The organism is Acinetobacter sp. (assembly GCF_049284435.1).
In the GTDB taxonomy this organism is placed as follows: Bacteria; Pseudomonadota; Gammaproteobacteria; order Pseudomonadales; family Moraxellaceae; genus Acinetobacter.
In genome coordinates this window covers 24,382-41,274 of the sequence record NZ_JBAPXX010000045.1, presented here as the reverse complement: position 1 = coordinate 41,274, position 16,893 = coordinate 24,382, and the positions used below count along the sequence as shown (strand labels likewise).

Genomic DNA, 16,893 nt, shown 5'->3' with positions numbered 1-16,893 from the left:
AGACTTAAATCACACCATACTGCTTGAGCATGTCATTCCAGCTTTCAATAGTTGTAACTGGAGGATTCTCGGATAAGATTCCTTTCAAGCTCATATCTGTGCCTTTTTTCCATTCAGGAGAAAGATCTTTATCGACCAGACGTGCTCGTACACCCTCAACAAAGTCATGATGACGAATTTTCCAGTCTGAGATCTGAACTTCCAGTTCAAAAACTTCCTTCCAGGAATGTACCTGCTTACCCCATTGCCATAATAACCAGGTCAAGGCTGCAGTGGTTGGTGAACCTTTTTTCAGGTTTTCACTGGCCTGACGTAACCAGTCACTGCGTGCATCACTGAGGCCAATAATTGACTCATAATCATGCTCAAAGTTGATACCACGGCAAACACTATGAATGACATCCAGGGAGTTTTGTAATGGTCCCGGACCTACCGGACGGTGCATACCGTTAAGGGTGTCATCAATGGCGCGGAAGTCACCGGCTGGATAATGCGCCCAGTCGATATTAATCACTTTATTGAGCACCGAGTCACGTTGTGCATCACAAATATGTGTTGCCCAGCCAATCCCATAAGCGCCCGCAGCGGTCATGATTGATCCGGTCAAGCCGGTAAATAGACCAATCGCACCACGATCTGCCAGGAAGCGGGTTGCACCCACGTCTGGATACAAACCGATATTGATTTCAGGCATTGCCAAACGTGAATATGGCGTCACTAAACGGAAAGGCGCTGCCATAAACAAGCCCAAACCACCACCCATGACATAACCTTCACCCCAGATCAATACTGGCTTGGCATAGTTATGTAATAACAGATCAAGTGCATATTCTTGTTCAAAGAATTTATTGGCAGCCGCCACTTCGTCATTAATGACCAGTTGACGCAGCTTACGCACATCCCCACCCGCACAGAACGCTTTCGGTGTGGTTGAGTCCAACCAGATGGCTTTTACGTTGTCATCATGATGAAAATCCTGAAAAACTTCCAATAATGCAGAAGCAATCGATTCATCTAGAGCATGCAAAGATTTCGGGCGATTTAAACGAACGATACGCCAACCATTGTGCGCTTCTTCAACAATCAAATCCGGATGATAATGTTTAGTAAGGGGAGAATATTTCATGCGTCCAGCTGCCAATCTATAGGCTCAATGCCATGTTGTTTGAGGTAATTATTCGATTTTGAAAATACTTTACAACCAAAAAAACCACCACGGTTTGCGGCCAAAGGCGATGGATGTGCTGCCTTTAACACGAGATGCTTGTCTTGATTGATGCGCTGTCCTTTACGCTGTGCGTATGCGCCCCAAAGAATAAAGACAATATGTTCACGCTGTTCATTTAGTACATCAATGACGTGATCGGTAAATTCTTCCCAACCGCGCTTTTGATGCGAAGTCGGCTGACCTGCTTCTACGGTCAGTACTGCATTTAACAGAAGCACACCCTGCTCTGCCCAATGCGTCAGATCACCATGCTTTGGTCTTTCAACCCCAACATCAGCATGTAACTCATGAAAAATATTACGCAAAGATGGTGGTAATGCAACCCCCTTTTGCACGGAAAAGCTTAATCCATGCGCCTGATTTGGGCCATGATAAGGATCTTGCCCTAAAATCACCACTTTTACCCGATCTAGCGGTGTGGTATTCAAAGCATTAAAAATCAGATGATTGGGAGGATAAATGATTTTATCTGCTTTTTTTTCTTCAAGGAGAAATGCTTTTAATTCATCCATTTTCGGACTGAGCAAAAATTCACTCAATCCATATTTCCAGCTTTCATCCAACTGAACTTTATTCAGCTTGGCCAGTTGCTGTTCATTTAAAGACATTCTTCAATCCTAAATCTATGTCAATGGATTTAAAATCACGCAGACTTTAAATCTGTACCTGTAAATCTACTGTAGGGTTATGAAATGGTGTGCCCTGTTTGAGCTTGGCGAACATGTCCGGATCTGTCCATTCAGCTTGCACCTGTTCAGAGAACTCAAGTTGCCCCAGACTAAGGATGCCCATTTGTTCATTTTGAATATCTTCTAAAAAGCTTTGTGCATAGCCGGTATCGGTTTCATGCACAATCACAGAATAGACTTCGACATCGCCTTCACCATTTTGAGTCACGGTCGATGCCAGCACTTGCTGTGCCAGAAAGAAGAAAATACGTGAAAACTGCTCTGCTGATGGCGATACCGGTAAAGACACCCAGCGCGCGCTGAAATTCTTGCAGGCCTGAATATATCCCGGGTCATCATTTTGCCAGAAGCAGATAGCATGATCGAAAGAATCAAAGAAATCCTTAATCACACCTTTAAGCAGACCAAAGTCATAGACCATTTGACCATGATCTAACTTCGAGGCTTTTAGCAATAACTCGACTTTATAACTATGGCCATGGATCGAACGCTTACAGCGATCTGACGTGCAGTTACGCACAATATGAGCATTCTCAAACTTAAATAACTTACGAATTAACATATGCCGTAATGTCGTCAAAAAATAGGTGAATTAATTTTGATTATAAAGCAAAAGTAAAGCTTTGAGGATTAATTTTGCTGTTTAGCATCATAGGGAAAAGGCATCAGCCCGGCATTTTCGCTTATATAGCCTATACAATTCATGAGCTAAAATTAAAATGGCGCCATGCTGCGATAGGCCACATAAACTTGTTTGTCCTGACGAACCAGATCACTACTGAATTGGCGCTTACGCTCACTTAAAACCACTTCGATTCGGGCTTTAAAATAATTGGATTGCACCCCAAGCAGGCTGTTAAACAGATTATGCTTGTCCGCATCGACCTGAGCGAAAGGCTCAAGTGACCACAGATCAGATACATTGGAAAAGTGCTCCAAATTGGCCTGACGCTGATCCAGTAATTGCTGCACCGCATTCACATCCAGCTTTTCATCCATACTGGCCAAAAGAAAAGCTGAAGCCATATTAATATTGACCGGACTCTCCTGCACCGGTGCAGTACTCAGATAAGGTGCTATCAGCTTATATTTATTATCTTCAAACCCGCGTACCAGCTTTAATTCTTCTACGCTATGAAACTTTGCGTTTGGGGGCAAAGCCGCATTGGGCAAGCCTTGATAATAATTAGATTCAGCACCCATCGAACCACTGGGAATTTCATCTTCATCCTGCCAGTCAATGACTGCTTCACTCAGCTGTGCGGGCAAACCGGCACGCTTTAGAATCAACTCAAACCATGCTTTAGCATTTTCATTTACCGTGCCTTCGACAGTAATCAGGCTATTTAAATTAAACTTGCCCGATTCATCCTGTATTATTCCAGAGACATAACCATTATCTACCGGAAAAGCCGGCATGGGCTGCGCCCAAGTTTCCTGCAGATGATCGACCTCTGCAGCATTTTCAGCATCATCGACCAGCAATTCAGAAAAAAAAGCTTCAGCACTTTTGGCATACATGAGAGACTGGTTTTGCCGCATCAGATAAGCTGTACTTTCAGCTGTTGCAGCCTGACGCTGCGCAATCGTGGCAGCAAGGATGGTCGCTAGCGCTACCATCACCAGAATGGTAATTAATGCAATGCCCTGCTGCTGCTTGATCATGATCGCTTTATTCATTTTCATTTCTTATTATTCTTGGCTGGGTTGACCGGTGTTCTGAGTATCAAGCAAAAAGTCCGTATTTAATAAACTGAACATCCATTCATAACTGACGCCATTCACAGTCAAATTGATTTTAATCCCTTTAGGCAAACGCTGTTTATGCTCTAACTGATTCAGATCAGCAGAAGTATCCGGCCATTGCGTAAGCTCATTCGGATTGAGCACGACGATCTGGAATTGTTCCACTTCCGACAATAAAACACTGGATTCGGGCTGATCTCGACCTGTCTGATTCAGATTCCGGTATTTCAAGCGATAAAGTTTCAGCTCATCGGCTCGATACTGATATTCAATGCGTTCATCTGGGGAAATTCCTTCTTCCAAAGGGTCAGTTACCCCAGTTTTACTGAAATTAAAGCGTCCGTTCTGCAGTACTAGAGCCGATTGAATATCACCATTGATATTGGCCGTTAAGGGTACTGCCTGTAAGGTATCTCGCAGAATCTGCTGATAGGTTTGCTGTAACTGACCTAAACGCTGTTCATGAATTACATTCTGATCTTTGGTTTTGACAATATAATCAAAAACTTTCCAGCCCAAAGCAGACAGCACCGCAAAGATCGCAATTGCGACCATTAATTCAACCAGGGTAAATCCTTTAGGCTTCATGGAGTATTATTCATGCGATGATTAAAGAACATCAGGCTGCTGATGCCAGATTCAACCTGACCACTGTCCTGATTAACCAGACTAATCTGCAATTCGATTCGCTGCACATTCGGACTGACCGTCGGTTCACTACGCTTGTCAATCTGCCAGGTTTCACCTTGCTGGGTCAGCTGTTTAGAAGCCGTGCCTTCCATCCACTCCTGATTGATTTCCATTTGTGCCACTTCATTTAAGGCAACAAATTGGGCCTTGGTACGTAGAATGGCATTCGAGGTCGACTGGGTATATTGCATTGCGACTTTGGTCAAAGTCATGGCTGCTGTCGCAAAAATTGCCAGGGCCACCATGACTTCCAACAAGGTAAAACCTGAGCGAGGATAAACGAAACAACGTTTCGTCCGAGCGCAAGATGACGAACTCTGTTTGGAGTGCACACGATAAACACTCGCCTTAAACGACTTGATTGCACCAGACCCAGCGCTCTGCTTGAAATATCTAGATTTCATTGATTTTACCTAGATGATCAATCTCAATCGCAGCACCCACTTCACGGTCTTCTAAAAAGAACTGAATCCGCACCGGTTTAACTTCACCATTGCCGAGCCAGATTAATTTTGGAGAATTTTCCTGAGTCAGATCCCGATTCTGTGCATTGGCATAGCGCTGTTGTTCTAGCCCCTGAATCTGAAAAGACACATGATCGGGTAAATTACGCAATTTAAAATCTGCATAACTTTGCCATTTTTCATTTTGCAGGTTCTGTTCAGTCTGCGCTGCTGAACGATATTCTATAATTCCATAGCGAAATGGCGTGACATCTGTCGCTGATTGAACGTCAAGCGCGAGTATTCTGGACTGGTCATTGGCCTCGCGTAACACCCGTTGCAAGTCCACCAATAAAATTTCCCGCGCCTGCATTGCTTTGCGTTGATCGACACCACTGGTATTCAACAATACTAGTGAAGCCATAATACCCATGATCACAATCACCACCATCAATTCGATTAAGGTAAAGCCACGAACTGCGCTGTGAGGTGATCTGATCATAGGACGACCTTAGGCAAACTGCTCGGCAGAATGCACCTGCTTAGGCAAAGCAAGTGCCTGATCGATATAGGCCACACGCAAGGTATCGCGCGAACCCAAATAACGCTGATAGAAACTGGAATTGAGAATTGCGGCTGCACCATGGGTCAGCGACCAGATAGAAGCCAGATAATCACGCACTGACATGCGGCTGTTGATCGAAGCCAGATAAGTTTCTGTCATGCGGATAATCAGACGTAAGCGCTGTTTGCGCACCTGATAAAGCTCACTAAACAGGTGCTGGATTCCGACCCCAGTCGTCGACAGGCGTTCTTCAATCTGGTGAAACAGCACGGTACGTTCAGGATGATGTAAATGATGCAGCATAAAGAAGGCCAGATGTTCAGGAAAGGCTTTATCGCTATCCTGAATCATTTCCAGCAACATGCGCTCATTACGGATAATCAGCAGCATGTAAAGTTCATCTTTACTCTGGAAATGTTTATAAAGTGTCCCTTTGGCCAGATCAAGCTCGGCAGCAAGCGCATCTAGCGTCATTCCTGCTTCACCATTTTCCAACAGGAGCTGTTCTGCAACTTGAAAAATCAAGGTTTCTCTTGCTCGAAACTGAGCCTGACGATCCATCTTCACCCTATAAACTCTCTTTGCACTTTATATAACTTTATTTACTTTAAATTCAGAAGATTTTCAAAGTTCTGCTTTGTGATATAAGCCATTTCTTCTATTGACTTATCATATACATCGCAAAGCGCTTTGGCTACATAAGGAACGTATTTAGGCTCATTAGATTTACCACGATACGGCATCGGCGCAAGATAAGGACTGTCAGTCTCGATCAGCACACGATCTAGCGGAACCTGTTTGGCGACATCACGCAGATCCTGCGCATTTTTAAATGAAACAATTCCGGAAAATGACACATAATAACCGCAGTCCAGTACTGCTTTAGCGGTTTCCCAGTCTTCGGTAAAACAGTGCAGAATCCCGTGAGTCGATTTTTCCGCCCGGATAATATCAACAGTATCATGCTTGGCGGAACGGGTATGAACGACTACAGGTTTTTTGGTGATTTGTGACGCATGAATATGCCGGGCAAAACAGGCCTTTTGCTCTGCAATAAAATCGGTACTGTGATAATAATCCAGACCGGTTTCACCGAGCGCCCAGACTTTTTCCGGTTGTGCCAGCTCGACCAGATATTCAGTCGTGGCACGCGCCATCGTGGCAGCATCTTCACAAGGATGCACGCCCACAGTATAGCCAACATCTGCATGCCTTGCGGCAATTTTTGCCAGCGCGATATGATCATCCAGATCGACCGAGATACTCATGAATTTGGAAACACCGGCTTCACGAGCCTGAGCCAGTGCCTGATCCAGATCACCATGATATGGTGTCAAATCAAGCAGGGTTAAATGACAATGAGTATCTACAAACACGATGCGTTCCTACCAAGGGTAAATTAACTACATAGTGTAACTTTTACGTCCTTCAGATTTAAGACCTGCAACCAGACGATCTGCTTCATTTTTGAAATAAACGCCTTTTTCACCGCTTAACTGGATACCAAAGCCTTGTGGCTTGATGCCATTCTGCTTTTGCGAGACCCAGATGACTTTACCGGTTAAAGGAATTTTCTGGGTCTGCTCAGGCAAGGTCGTCAATACAAAAACCTCTTCACCCAGTTTAACCGGTTGCTTGGAAGGAATAAAAAGCCCACCACCTACAACATAAGGCATATAGCTGGCAAACAATGTTTCAATGTCAGGAATATTGGCCTGAATAATACCGCCCATACGTGGTTGCATGTGATTTCCCCTTAATTAAAGATTCATCAGCCTGATAAACAATTCATCAATAACCAGATTGCTCTGGACATTCTGCTCGAGGTATTGCTTGGCTTGCTGAAAATCCTCATAAATTTTAAAAAGTGCTTCTAATGAATATTGTTCGGCTAGTGCATTAAACTCAAGATCAATGTTTTTCACCGTCTGATTTAGCTTGACACAAATTAAATCGGACAACAAGTATTCAAACATTTGAGCAAATTCACCAAAACTCAGGCTTTTATTCCATTTGGTCGCAATTGCCATCGGCATATTTTTCTGAATGACCAGTTTTTGCCAGTCTTGCAGGAAGTCCTGACGCAATGGTAACCAGCCACTTTGTGCAACTTCCAAAGCTTGCAAAGGCATCTGATTGGAGAGGTTCATCAATAACTGTCGCTGGCTTGAACCTGCTTCTGGTAACTGTGCCTGCACATATTTATCAAACTGTGCGGCCGAAATCCGGTCCAAGGCAAAGTGCTGCAAACGACTGCGTATGGTCGCGGGCAATTTTAAATAATGATTTGCCAGTAAAATAATAACTGTATTATCACCGGGTTCTTCCAGCGTTTTAAGCAAGGCATTGGCAGAGGCAATATTCAAGGCTTCTGCTGGCTCAATCACAATCACCCGCCAGCCATCTACAGTCTGTTGTACAAAGGGCAGAAGATCACGAATCTTCTCAATCTTGATTTTGGCATTCTGTTTTTTATTGTCTTCATCGGTACTGATATGCACATAGTTGGGATGGGTATCTGCCTTTAACCATTGACAGCTGCTACATTCACCACATGGCCCGACAGGCTGACGATTCAGACATAACACCCAAGCCAAAAACTGTTGGGTAAATGCTTCTTTGCCACAGCCCTTTTTTCCATAAAACAATAAACCATGCCCAAGCTTGGGAAAGCGCCCGGTCAGCGTTTCCCAAACCTGTTGCTGCCATGGATAGATATGGGCATTGACATCAAAAGGCATGTATTTGACTCTTCTTAGGCAAAATAGGAAAGATCCATCTGATTCAGGCGATCCAGATCTTCCTGGGTATCTACACCTGGCGGCAAATTGGCTTCAGCCACGGCAATGGCAATACGGTGACCATTTTCCAGAACCCGTAACTGTTCTAGAGATTCCAGTTTCTCCAGCACACCCATTTCCCAGGTCACATATTCTTGCAACAGTTTGACCCGATAGGCATATAGGCCTAAATGACGATAGGCCTGATCATGCAATTTTGGTTCAGCCAGTTTCGCGCCATCACGGTCATAAGGAATGGTAGCACGACTAAAATACAGTGCCTGCTGGTGTTTCGACATTACGACTTTTACAATGCTGTCACGTTTAAATTCATCCAATTGATGGATCGGCTCACATAGCGTCGACATGGAAGATTCTGGCTGATCTTCTAGAAGTTGAGCAACCTGTTTTACCAGTTGCGCCGGCAATAAAGGCTCATCGCCCTGTACATTGACAATAATGTCATCACTTTCCCAGCCCTTGATTCGAGCCACTTCACTCAGGCGGTCTGTGCCTGAAGGATGATCCGCTGAGGTAATAACCACATCAATGCCTTCAGCACGGCAAACGGCAGCAATACGCTCATCATCAGTTGCCACACACAGATCGTCAAAACCTTGTACTTTTTTGGCTTGATCCACTACCCGCAGAATCATGGGACGACCATGAATCTCCAGCAACGGTTTACCCGGCAGACGTGAACTGGCGAAACGTGCAGGAATAACAATGTGTTTCATAATGAATGAGCCTTAAGAAATTTGAATACCGTATTGTTGTAACTGTTGCTGCAAGACTGTATAGCAGGCTGGCGATAGGACTGCATCGACTGGCACTACCCAGATATCCTGTTTAAAATCTGGATATTGTTTAAGTAGCGCCATAATTTTTACTGCGTCTTTTTCAGTGGTAATGATCGGATTACCATCATCAAACTGTAAATCCTCAATGTCATAGTCATGATGGTCTGGAAACTCATGACACTGAAATTGTTCTATGCCTAAATCCTGTAAGGTCTGATAAAACCGTTGTGGAAAACCAATCCCCACCACCGCATAAAAAGCTACTTGAGGATCAAAGATTTTATTGTTGTCCTGATTGAGCAAATAAGGCTGTGATGCAGCCAGATGCATATGCAGTTCAGAGCTTGGGTTAGCCGAATGCTCAATTACGGTTCCGGTTTCTAGCCGTGTTACCGGTTCGCGCAGATAGCCTTCAGGAAGCAGTTTTTGATTGCCCAGACCGCGATTATTATCCAGCACAATCCACTCAATCTGGCGGTTCAAGGCCCAATGCTGCAGGCCATCATCACAGATAATCAGATCCAGTTCATGTTTGTGCAGCAATAGCTCGATACTTTTCTGCCGATTGGGGCCAACTACCATCGGCACGCCTGTTGCCTGTACAATCAAGGCAGGCTCATCTCCGACAATCTCCGGCAAGGTATTAAAGTCGACATAGGCAGGAAATGGACCTTGGCCGCCATAGCCTCGACTGATCACGCCTACACGAACATTTTTCTCGGTTAAATAATCCACCAGATGAATCAGCAAAGGTGTTTTACCGCTACCACCGACCGTGATATTGCCAATCACCATAACGGGAATCGGCGCGCTATAACTTTTTTTAATGCCTTTTTGATAAAGCCAGTGATTACTGACAAAACCCAAGCGATACAACCATGACAAAGGGCGCAGCACCACCAGCCACTTTGCCTGTGCATTCCAAGCATCCTGAATGATTTGTGCCAGTGCCATAAGTTACTGTTCCTCAAAGTTACGCTGATGCAACTGATAATAAGCACCATGTAGCGCCATAAGTTCCAAATGACTGCCCTGCTCAACAATACGCCCCTGATCCATGACCACAATACGATCCGCGTTTTCAATGGTCGATAGACGATGTGCAATTACGATGGTGGTACGGTCCTGCATGGCTTTATCAAAGGCACGCTGAATAAAGTATTCCGACTCGTTATCCAGCGCACTGGTCGCTTCATCCAGAATCAGGATAGAGGCATTTTTCAAAATTGCGCGCGCGATGGCGATGCGCTGACGCTGGCCACCAGACAGGTTTAAACCCTGGGCACCCAGCTGAGTATCATAACCTTGCGGCAATGCCATAATAAAATCATGCGCATAGGCTGCCTTTGCTGCCGCAATAATATCTTCATCGGAGGCACCTTCCAGCTGACCATAAGCAATATTTTCCCGCACGGTTCGGTTAAACAGCACTACTTGCTGGTTCACCATGGCAATCTGGGTTCGCAAGGCGGTAATTTCAAAATCTTCAATCGGTTTCTGATCCAGCAGGATCTGCCCCGAAGTCGCATCCTGATAACGCACCAGCAGATTCACCAGCGAACTTTTACCTGCACCGGAACGACCGACCAGCGCCACGGTCTCACCAGCCTTCACCTTTAAATTAAAATCATGAATGGCATGATGACCATCATCATAAATCAGGTTGACATCTTTAAATTCAATGTCGCCTTTTAGACTATCCGTTAAAGTCCCGGTATTTTTTTCCTCAGGCATATCCAGCAATTCAAATACTGAATGTGCTGCAGCCATACCACGTTGAATCTTCTCGTTAATGTCGGTCAAAGCCTTGATTGGTCTTGCCAACATACCCGCCGCAGTAATATAAGCGACAAATTCACCTGCAGAGGTATCGCCCAGAATTTGTGGGCGCAAGGCAATAAACATCACGATACTTAGTGAAATCGACATGATCAGCTGAACCACAGGACTATTCAACTGTTGTACAGCAACCATTTTCAAGCCACGACGCAAGTTTTCCAGCGAGTTCTGTTTAAAGCGTTCCTGCTCGTAGTTTTGTCCACCAAAACCCTTGACGATCAGGTTGGCATTCACCGTTTCCTGCACCACATGGTTCACATCACCCATGGTGTCTTGCACTTGCTGCGATAATTTACGCATCCGTCTTGCAGCTTTACTGATAATAAAACCGATGACGGGTGCAAAAATCAGGATACACATGGTCAGACGCCAGTTGGTATACAGCAGATAACCCAATAGTGCCAGAGTAATCAGACCTTGTTGCAACAAGGTTCTTAGAGCTTCAGTTGAAGCGGCGGTTAGCTGTTCAACGTTATACATGATTTTGGCAGTAATATGCCCGCTGGTATTGTCCAGATAATACTGGGACGGTAAACGCAGCAATTTTGCAAAAACTTCCTGACGGATATTGAATACCAGATTCCGGGAAATTACCGCAGTAAAATATCCACCCATGAACAAACCCAGGCCCCGGAAGAACATGAGTATGACCACTAAAAACGGGAAAAGTGATGTGAAACTCTGGTCTTTATTTTGAATCGCCTCAATAATATATTCCAGTAATTTAGCGACAGAGACTTCCGTAGCCGCATTAATAGAAAAACCCAGCAGGACAAGCAATGCAATGCCCCAAAACGGTTTTAAATAACTTAAAAGGCGAAGATAGACCTTAAAATCGTGCTTCACTAATAACCTCGGGTGGGTACTTTGGTACTGATATTAATATTTACAAAGCCGAGCTGCCCGGCCACATCCATGACACGAATCACGTCCTGATGGCTAGCTTTCGCGTCAGCTGCAATGACAAACATTAAATCACGGCGTTCATTAGAAATCTGTTTAATTGCAGTATTTAAATCTGCGACTTCCTTACTGGCCAATGATTGACCATTGACTGCGTAATGACCATTGGCATCCACAATTACTTCTACTTTCTGATCATAGCTTTTAGGCGGCACCCCCTGCGCATCAGGCAAGGTCAGATTCATTCGACTCATTTGGCTAAATGTCGTCGACAACAGCAAAAAGACCAGAATAAACAGCAGACAATCAATCATCGGTGTCAGATTAATATGCACATCTTCCACCTGGTTGCGTTTGAATTTCATCATCCGCCTCCTAGCTGGCTTTTTGCATTTCTTGGTCTATGTCTGCATGATTGCGATAAAAAAGATCCGCATGAAACAAAGTCGCTTGCTGCTCAAGTTCAGCCACATATTCCTGAACAAGACGCTGAAAATAACGGTGAGCAAACAGTGCAGGAATTGCAATCAGCATACCGGCTGCTGTGGTAATTAAAGCCTTGGAAATACCCGGCATCATCAAGACCGGATCACTTCCAGTTCCCACATCGATCATCAGGAAAGATTCAATAATCCCAAGTACAGTCCCCAATAAACCGAGTAAGGGTGCAACTGCACTCAAAGTTCCCAGAAAATTAATGTTTTTTTCCAGATAACCGATTTCCTGTGACGCCACCACTTCCATCTGCGCACGCGCATACTGCTCACCCTGCGGCTTACTAGTATAGCCCGCAGTAAATACCCGGCCCAAAGTGCTTTGCTTTAAGGCCGCACTTTGGTTAATTTTTTGCATGACTTGTGCTGTATTTTGCGAAGGCCCCATCAACAGGGTCAACGGAAGTACTGCGTTCTTTTTCAGGCGAATCAGGCGCTCGATCGAAATCGCCAGCATAAAAATAGAACACAAGACCAGTGGCAGCATGAGCCAGCCACCTGCTTTAACCAATTCCCACATCTAATTTATTCCCCAATAAAAAATAGATAAATTATTCATCTTCTAAAATAGAAAGAATGCCATCAAGTTCTTCTAAAGAGTGATAGCTAATAACCAGTTTCCCTTTACCTTGCTTGTTATAGTCAATTTTAACATCTGCACTGAAACGCTCTGAAAGGCGCTGGGTCAATTGCTGAATATCCGGTGCAAGCGCTTGTTTTACTTTTTCTTGTTTAGGTGTATTGAAATCACGGACTAACTGCTCGGTTTGACGAACAGACAGACTTTTTTCAATTACGATATCTGCGACTTTGAGCTGATCTTTAGCTTTTAAGGTTAAGATCGCACGTGCATGTCCCATATCCAGCAAACCTTGTTGCATAAAGTCTTTTACTTCTTCTGCCAGGCTAAGCAGGCGAAGTAGATTACTCACTGTCGTACGCGCTTTACCCACAGTATCGGCAATTTCCTGATGGCTTAAGCCAAATTCTTCATGAAAACGCTGCAAGGCCATCGCCTGATCAATTGGATTCAGATCCTGACGCTGGATGTTTTCAATCAGGGCCAGTGCAATCGCAACCTGATCATTCAGATCACGTACAATCGCAGGAACCTCGGTCAAACCCGCCAGCTGTGCAGCACGCCAGCGACGCTCACCCGCAATAATTTCATACGGATAGCGTTCATCGTCAACCGGACGGATCACGATTGGCTGCATGATGCCATGCTTTTCAATCGATGCCGCCAGTTCCTGCAAATCCTGCTCGTTAATATAACGGCGCGGCTGATATTCACCACGCTTGAGCAAGTTCACATCAATCTGTTTCAACTGACCATGATCAAGACCTTGGGCTTCGAGTTGTAATTTTTCTTTTTGAATTGAGCCTAGCAAGGCATCCAAGCCACGACCTTTGGCGAGCCCACGTTTCTTGACGGTCATGCTTTACTTCCTTTTTTCACTTTGCTTTTCTTTAATACTTCAGCTGCCAGATTTAAGTAAGCAACTGCACCCTTTGAGCTTTTTTCAAAATAAATCACCGGCAAACCATGTGCTGGCGCTTCAGCCAGACGAATGTTCCGTGGAATCACGGTTTCATACAGTTTTTTACCGAAATATTGTTCTAATTCTTCAGATACGTCACGGGTCAAGGCATTGCGTGCATCGTACATGGTGCGTAATACACCAACAATTTGCAGGTCTGGATTCAATGCTTGCTGAATCCGGTCGATGGTTTGGGTTAAATCCGCCAGACCTTCCAGTGCATAGTATTCACACTGCATTGGAATCAGCACACCATCCACGGCTGCCAACGCATTGACAGTAATCAGGCTTAAACTTGGTGCACAGTCGACAATAATATAATCAAATGAGGATTCAATTTCCTGCAATGCATCCCGCAAAATGAACTCACGCCCTTGCTGCTCTGCAATCGCCAACTCAACCCCAGCCAGATCACGGTTTGCCCCAAGAACCTTGTAACCGACTTCTGCTTTAGAGATCGCCGTTTCAATCGGTACTTCACCCAGCAACACATCGGTAACCGAATAAAGCAGGTCATTCTTCTGAATGCCAGACCCCATGGTCGCATTGCCTTGCGAATCCATATCGACCAGCAAAACACGTTTTTTTAACACAGCTAAAGATGCCGCCAAATTTACTGCGGTTGTGGTTTTACCTACACCACCTTTTTGGTTTGCAATCGCAATAATTTGTGCCATGTTGCCCCCAATCCCTTTAAAAATCTTAAATACGTTTTAATAGAAGTAAATGACGCTGTTCGTCTAAGCGCGGAACTTTAAGTTCAATAATCTCACAACTAAATTCATTTTTTAAAGTAGCAACTTCATCTTCAGGAATTAAGCCTTTCATTGAGGCAATAATTGTTTGCTCATGCATATACGGCTTAGAAGCATCCACAAAGTCTGTTAATGATGCAAAAGCACGGCTGGTAATCACATCAAATTGACCCAGTTCATTGATGCTGTCTTCGTTTTCAACACGCGTTTGCACGGCAATAACATTTTTAAGTTTTAAGTCAGCAATAAACTGCTTGAGGAAACGAATTTTTTTACCGTTAGAATCCAGTAATACACATTCACGCTCAGGCTGACATAAAGCAATGATCATGCCCGGCATACCACCACCTGTGCCGATATCCAGCAATCTGCCCACAGGCAAGTCCTTTAAAATACTTAAACTGTCGAGCAGATGCTTGACCAGCATTTCTTTTGGATCACGGATTGCAGTCAAATTGTATGCTTTGTTCCACAGCACTAAAGCATCCTGATACTTGAGTAATAAATTTAAAGCTTCATCAGGTAGCTCTAAACCCAAAGCCTGGCTACCCTGCTTTAGTTCTTGAAAAAACATATGCATAAACAATCTACGCTCGAAAAGTTAGGTGGAAGTATACCCTTTTCTCTATATTGGCACAGTAGGCAGTGCTTAGTGAATATTCACTTAAGCAGACTTCCCTTCACGGATTGCCAAATCCAGTGCCGCTAAACGCTCCGGGGTTCCCACATCAACCCAAATACCTGCCAGTTTAGAAGCTGCAACCTGCTGATTCTGCATTACTGCTTTTAGCAACGGAGCTAAAGGACGCTTGCCTGCCTCTAAACTTTGGAACATCTTCGGATCAAGTACTGATACACCACTAAAAGTCAGGTTTTCACCTTCGACTTGCCGATCAAAGGTATAAGCTTTCCCTTCTGCAAGCGTGAAATCACCTTCTGGATGTTGTTCAGGGTTCTGCACAAGTACGAGATGTGCCAAATTACCCTTTAGATCAACAGCTAATAAAGGTGCAAAATCCATCGTAGTCCAGACATCGCCATTTAACAGAATAAAAGGTTCATCACCGAGTAGTGGCAAGGCATTAATGATTCCACCAGCGGTTTCCAGACCTTCACCCTCATGTGACCAAAGGATGTATACGCCAAATTGCGAACCATCACCCAAAGCTTGAGCCAGTTTTTCGCCGAGCCAAGCCGTATTGATGACAATTTCAGTGACACCGATCGCAGCCAGTTTCTCTATATGCCAGACGATTAAGGGCTTGCCCCCAACTTCCAGCAAAGGCTTTGGTGTATGCAGCGTTAGCGGCCGCATACGATTGCCAAGACCTGCGGCCAAAATCATCGCTTTCATTTAGACAGCCACCTCATATGACCCATATTTTGCTTCAAAGGCTGGCATGACTCGATCACGCATAAACTGCATGAATGGCTCTAGTTCTACATAAGACTTAGATTCTTCAAGCAGATACCACATCACACGTGGTAAGTCCTTGAGATAACCCGACTTGCCATCACGTTCAAACAGACGCACAAAAATACCGAGGATCTTGATATGACGCTGAATCGCCATCATGTCAGCATCTTTTTTAAACTGTTCAAAGTCACGGTCTTCTTTAGCAGATACTGGCAATAACTCATAGAAAGTTTTGAACCAGCGATACACATGATCAGCATTCCACTGTACATAGGCATCACGGGTAATCGAGATCAGGTCATAAGTATCCGCACCAATCACGGCATCCTGAAAATCAATCACCCCCAGTTCGGCTTCATTATAGATTTTCATCAAGTTACGGCTATGAAAATCCCGATGCACGATCACCTGTGGCTGTGCCAATGCGGCATTAGCCAAAATCGCAAAAGTGCGTTTGATCAAGGCGCTTTCTGATTCAGTCGGTTGAACCTTTAATGCTGGCAACATCCAGTCGGTCAATAATTCCATTTCTGAAATCAGTTTTTCATACGAGTACGCTGGGACATGCCCTTCTCCAGCAATCGATTGCAGCTGAATAAGCTGTTTAAAACTTTGCTCATAATAGGCATCTACAGTCTCGTCATTCAGCAGATTCGACAGCAGCACATCACCAAAGTCTTCGAGCAGTAAAAGGCCATTTTCCAGGTCTTTTGCCACGATATGCGGAACGCGCACGCCATGTGCATCAAAAAACTCATCTATCGTCACAAAAGGCACACAATCTTCTTTTTCTGGTGGTGCATCCATCAGCATAAATGTTTTATTATTCAGTTTGATTCGTGCATAACGACGGAAGCTGGCATCACCTGCTAAAAAATGAGTTTCAAATTGATCTGAACCGAGTACAGAGGCAATCCAAGATTGTATCAATTGTTCGCGTTGTGTATTCATTTGCAATTAATTCTAATACAGGCTGAGTTTTTAAAGTGCTAAGTGTAGCTAC

General features: G+C 44.4%; 21 protein-coding genes. All 21 read right to left on the bottom strand.

Annotation, left to right across the window (positions count from 1 at the left end; translation table 11 throughout):
* Positions 1-4: 4 nt before the first annotated feature.
* Entirely contained in the window at positions 5-1,126 is a 1,122-nt protein-coding gene (locus WAK81_RS03800; RefSeq protein WP_422195744.1) for an enoyl-CoA hydratase/isomerase family protein, read from the bottom strand.
* Complete coding sequence (ung, locus tag WAK81_RS03795; protein WP_422195743.1) at positions 1,123-1,836, bottom strand: uracil-DNA glycosylase; 714 nt, start codon at positions 1,834-1,836, stop codon at positions 1,123-1,125. Before ung ends, WAK81_RS03800 begins: the two co-directional genes overlap by 4 nt.
* A gap of 46 nt (positions 1,837-1,882) precedes the next feature.
* Positions 1,883-2,479, bottom strand: coding sequence for a 6-pyruvoyl trahydropterin synthase family protein (locus WAK81_RS03790; protein ID WP_422195742.1), 597 nt, complete (start codon positions 2,477-2,479; stop codon positions 1,883-1,885).
* Positions 2,480-2,631: 152 nt separating this feature from the next.
* A complete protein-coding gene (gene gspK, locus WAK81_RS03785; protein WP_422195741.1) occupies positions 2,632-3,603 on the bottom strand; it encodes a type II secretion system minor pseudopilin GspK in 972 nt (323 codons plus the stop codon).
* A 6-nt stretch (positions 3,604-3,609) separates the two neighbouring features.
* Positions 3,610-4,251, bottom strand: coding sequence for a type II secretion system minor pseudopilin GspJ (gspJ, locus tag WAK81_RS03780; protein ID WP_422195740.1), 642 nt, complete (start codon positions 4,249-4,251; stop codon positions 3,610-3,612).
* The gene (gene gspI / locus WAK81_RS03775; RefSeq protein ID WP_422195757.1) at positions 4,248-4,685 is read right to left on the bottom strand and encodes a type II secretion system minor pseudopilin GspI; all 438 of its coding nucleotides are present in this window, start codon (positions 4,683-4,685) and stop codon (positions 4,248-4,250) included. The genes gspJ and gspI overlap by 4 nt, the downstream gene beginning before the upstream one ends.
* A 61-nt stretch (positions 4,686-4,746) precedes the next feature.
* Positions 4,747-5,298 carry a type II secretion system protein gene (locus WAK81_RS03770; RefSeq protein WP_422195739.1) on the bottom strand — a complete coding sequence of 184 codons (552 nt, stop codon included), beginning with the start codon at positions 5,296-5,298 and terminating at the stop codon, positions 4,747-4,749.
* A gap of 9 nt (positions 5,299-5,307) precedes the next feature.
* Entirely contained in the window at positions 5,308-5,922 is a 615-nt protein-coding gene (locus WAK81_RS03765) for a TetR/AcrR family transcriptional regulator (protein WP_005252237.1), read from the bottom strand.
* Positions 5,923-5,963: 41 nt separating this feature from the next.
* Positions 5,964-6,737, bottom strand: coding sequence for a TatD family hydrolase (locus WAK81_RS03760; protein ID WP_422195738.1), 774 nt, complete (start codon positions 6,735-6,737; stop codon positions 5,964-5,966).
* Between the two features lie 27 nt (positions 6,738-6,764).
* The gene (locus WAK81_RS03755; RefSeq protein WP_280560448.1) at positions 6,765-7,106 is read right to left on the bottom strand and encodes a PilZ domain-containing protein; all 342 of its coding nucleotides are present in this window, start codon (positions 7,104-7,106) and stop codon (positions 6,765-6,767) included.
* A gap of 15 nt (positions 7,107-7,121) precedes the next feature.
* Positions 7,122-8,102 (bottom strand): DNA polymerase III subunit delta', encoded by a 981-nt coding sequence (locus WAK81_RS03750; RefSeq protein WP_422195737.1) that lies wholly within the window; start codon positions 8,100-8,102, stop codon positions 7,122-7,124.
* A gap of 14 nt (positions 8,103-8,116) precedes the next feature.
* Positions 8,117-8,878 carry a 3-deoxy-manno-octulosonate cytidylyltransferase gene (gene kdsB, locus WAK81_RS03745; RefSeq protein ID WP_422195736.1) on the bottom strand — a complete coding sequence of 254 codons (762 nt, stop codon included), beginning with the start codon at positions 8,876-8,878 and terminating at the stop codon, positions 8,117-8,119.
* Positions 8,879-8,890: 12 nt separating this feature from the next.
* Positions 8,891-9,895 (bottom strand): tetraacyldisaccharide 4'-kinase, encoded by a 1,005-nt coding sequence (lpxK, locus tag WAK81_RS03740; RefSeq protein WP_422195735.1) that lies wholly within the window; start codon positions 9,893-9,895, stop codon positions 8,891-8,893.
* Positions 9,896-9,898: 3 nt separating this feature from the next.
* The gene (msbA, locus tag WAK81_RS03735; RefSeq protein WP_422195734.1) at positions 9,899-11,626 is read right to left on the bottom strand and encodes a lipid A export permease/ATP-binding protein MsbA; all 1,728 of its coding nucleotides are present in this window, start codon (positions 11,624-11,626) and stop codon (positions 9,899-9,901) included.
* On the bottom strand, positions 11,626-12,048 hold the full coding sequence (locus WAK81_RS03730; RefSeq protein ID WP_004278885.1) for an ExbD/TolR family protein: 423 nt from the start codon (positions 12,046-12,048) through the stop codon (positions 11,626-11,628). Before WAK81_RS03730 ends, msbA begins: the two co-directional genes overlap by 1 nt.
* Before the next feature lie 10 nt (positions 12,049-12,058).
* The gene (locus WAK81_RS03725) at positions 12,059-12,697 is read right to left on the bottom strand and encodes a MotA/TolQ/ExbB proton channel family protein (protein WP_422195733.1); all 639 of its coding nucleotides are present in this window, start codon (positions 12,695-12,697) and stop codon (positions 12,059-12,061) included.
* 31 nt (positions 12,698-12,728) lie between these two features.
* Positions 12,729-13,616: a ParB/RepB/Spo0J family partition protein gene (locus tag WAK81_RS03720; protein ID WP_422195732.1), complete on the bottom strand. Its 888-nt coding sequence runs from the start codon at positions 13,614-13,616 to the stop codon at positions 12,729-12,731.
* Complete coding sequence (locus WAK81_RS03715) at positions 13,613-14,395, bottom strand: ParA family protein (RefSeq protein ID WP_422195731.1); 783 nt, start codon at positions 14,393-14,395, stop codon at positions 13,613-13,615. The genes WAK81_RS03720 and WAK81_RS03715 overlap by 4 nt, the downstream gene beginning before the upstream one ends.
* A gap of 25 nt (positions 14,396-14,420) precedes the next feature.
* Entirely contained in the window at positions 14,421-15,053 is a 633-nt protein-coding gene (gene rsmG, locus WAK81_RS03710) for a 16S rRNA (guanine(527)-N(7))-methyltransferase RsmG (protein WP_422195730.1), read from the bottom strand.
* A gap of 84 nt (positions 15,054-15,137) precedes the next feature.
* Positions 15,138-15,827, bottom strand: a complete 690-nt coding sequence (gene murU / locus WAK81_RS03705; protein ID WP_422195729.1) for an N-acetylmuramate alpha-1-phosphate uridylyltransferase MurU — start codon at positions 15,825-15,827, stop codon at positions 15,138-15,140.
* Complete coding sequence (locus WAK81_RS03700; protein WP_422195728.1) at positions 15,828-16,841, bottom strand: aminoglycoside phosphotransferase family protein; 1,014 nt, start codon at positions 16,839-16,841, stop codon at positions 15,828-15,830.
* Positions 16,842-16,893: the final 52 nt, after the last annotated feature.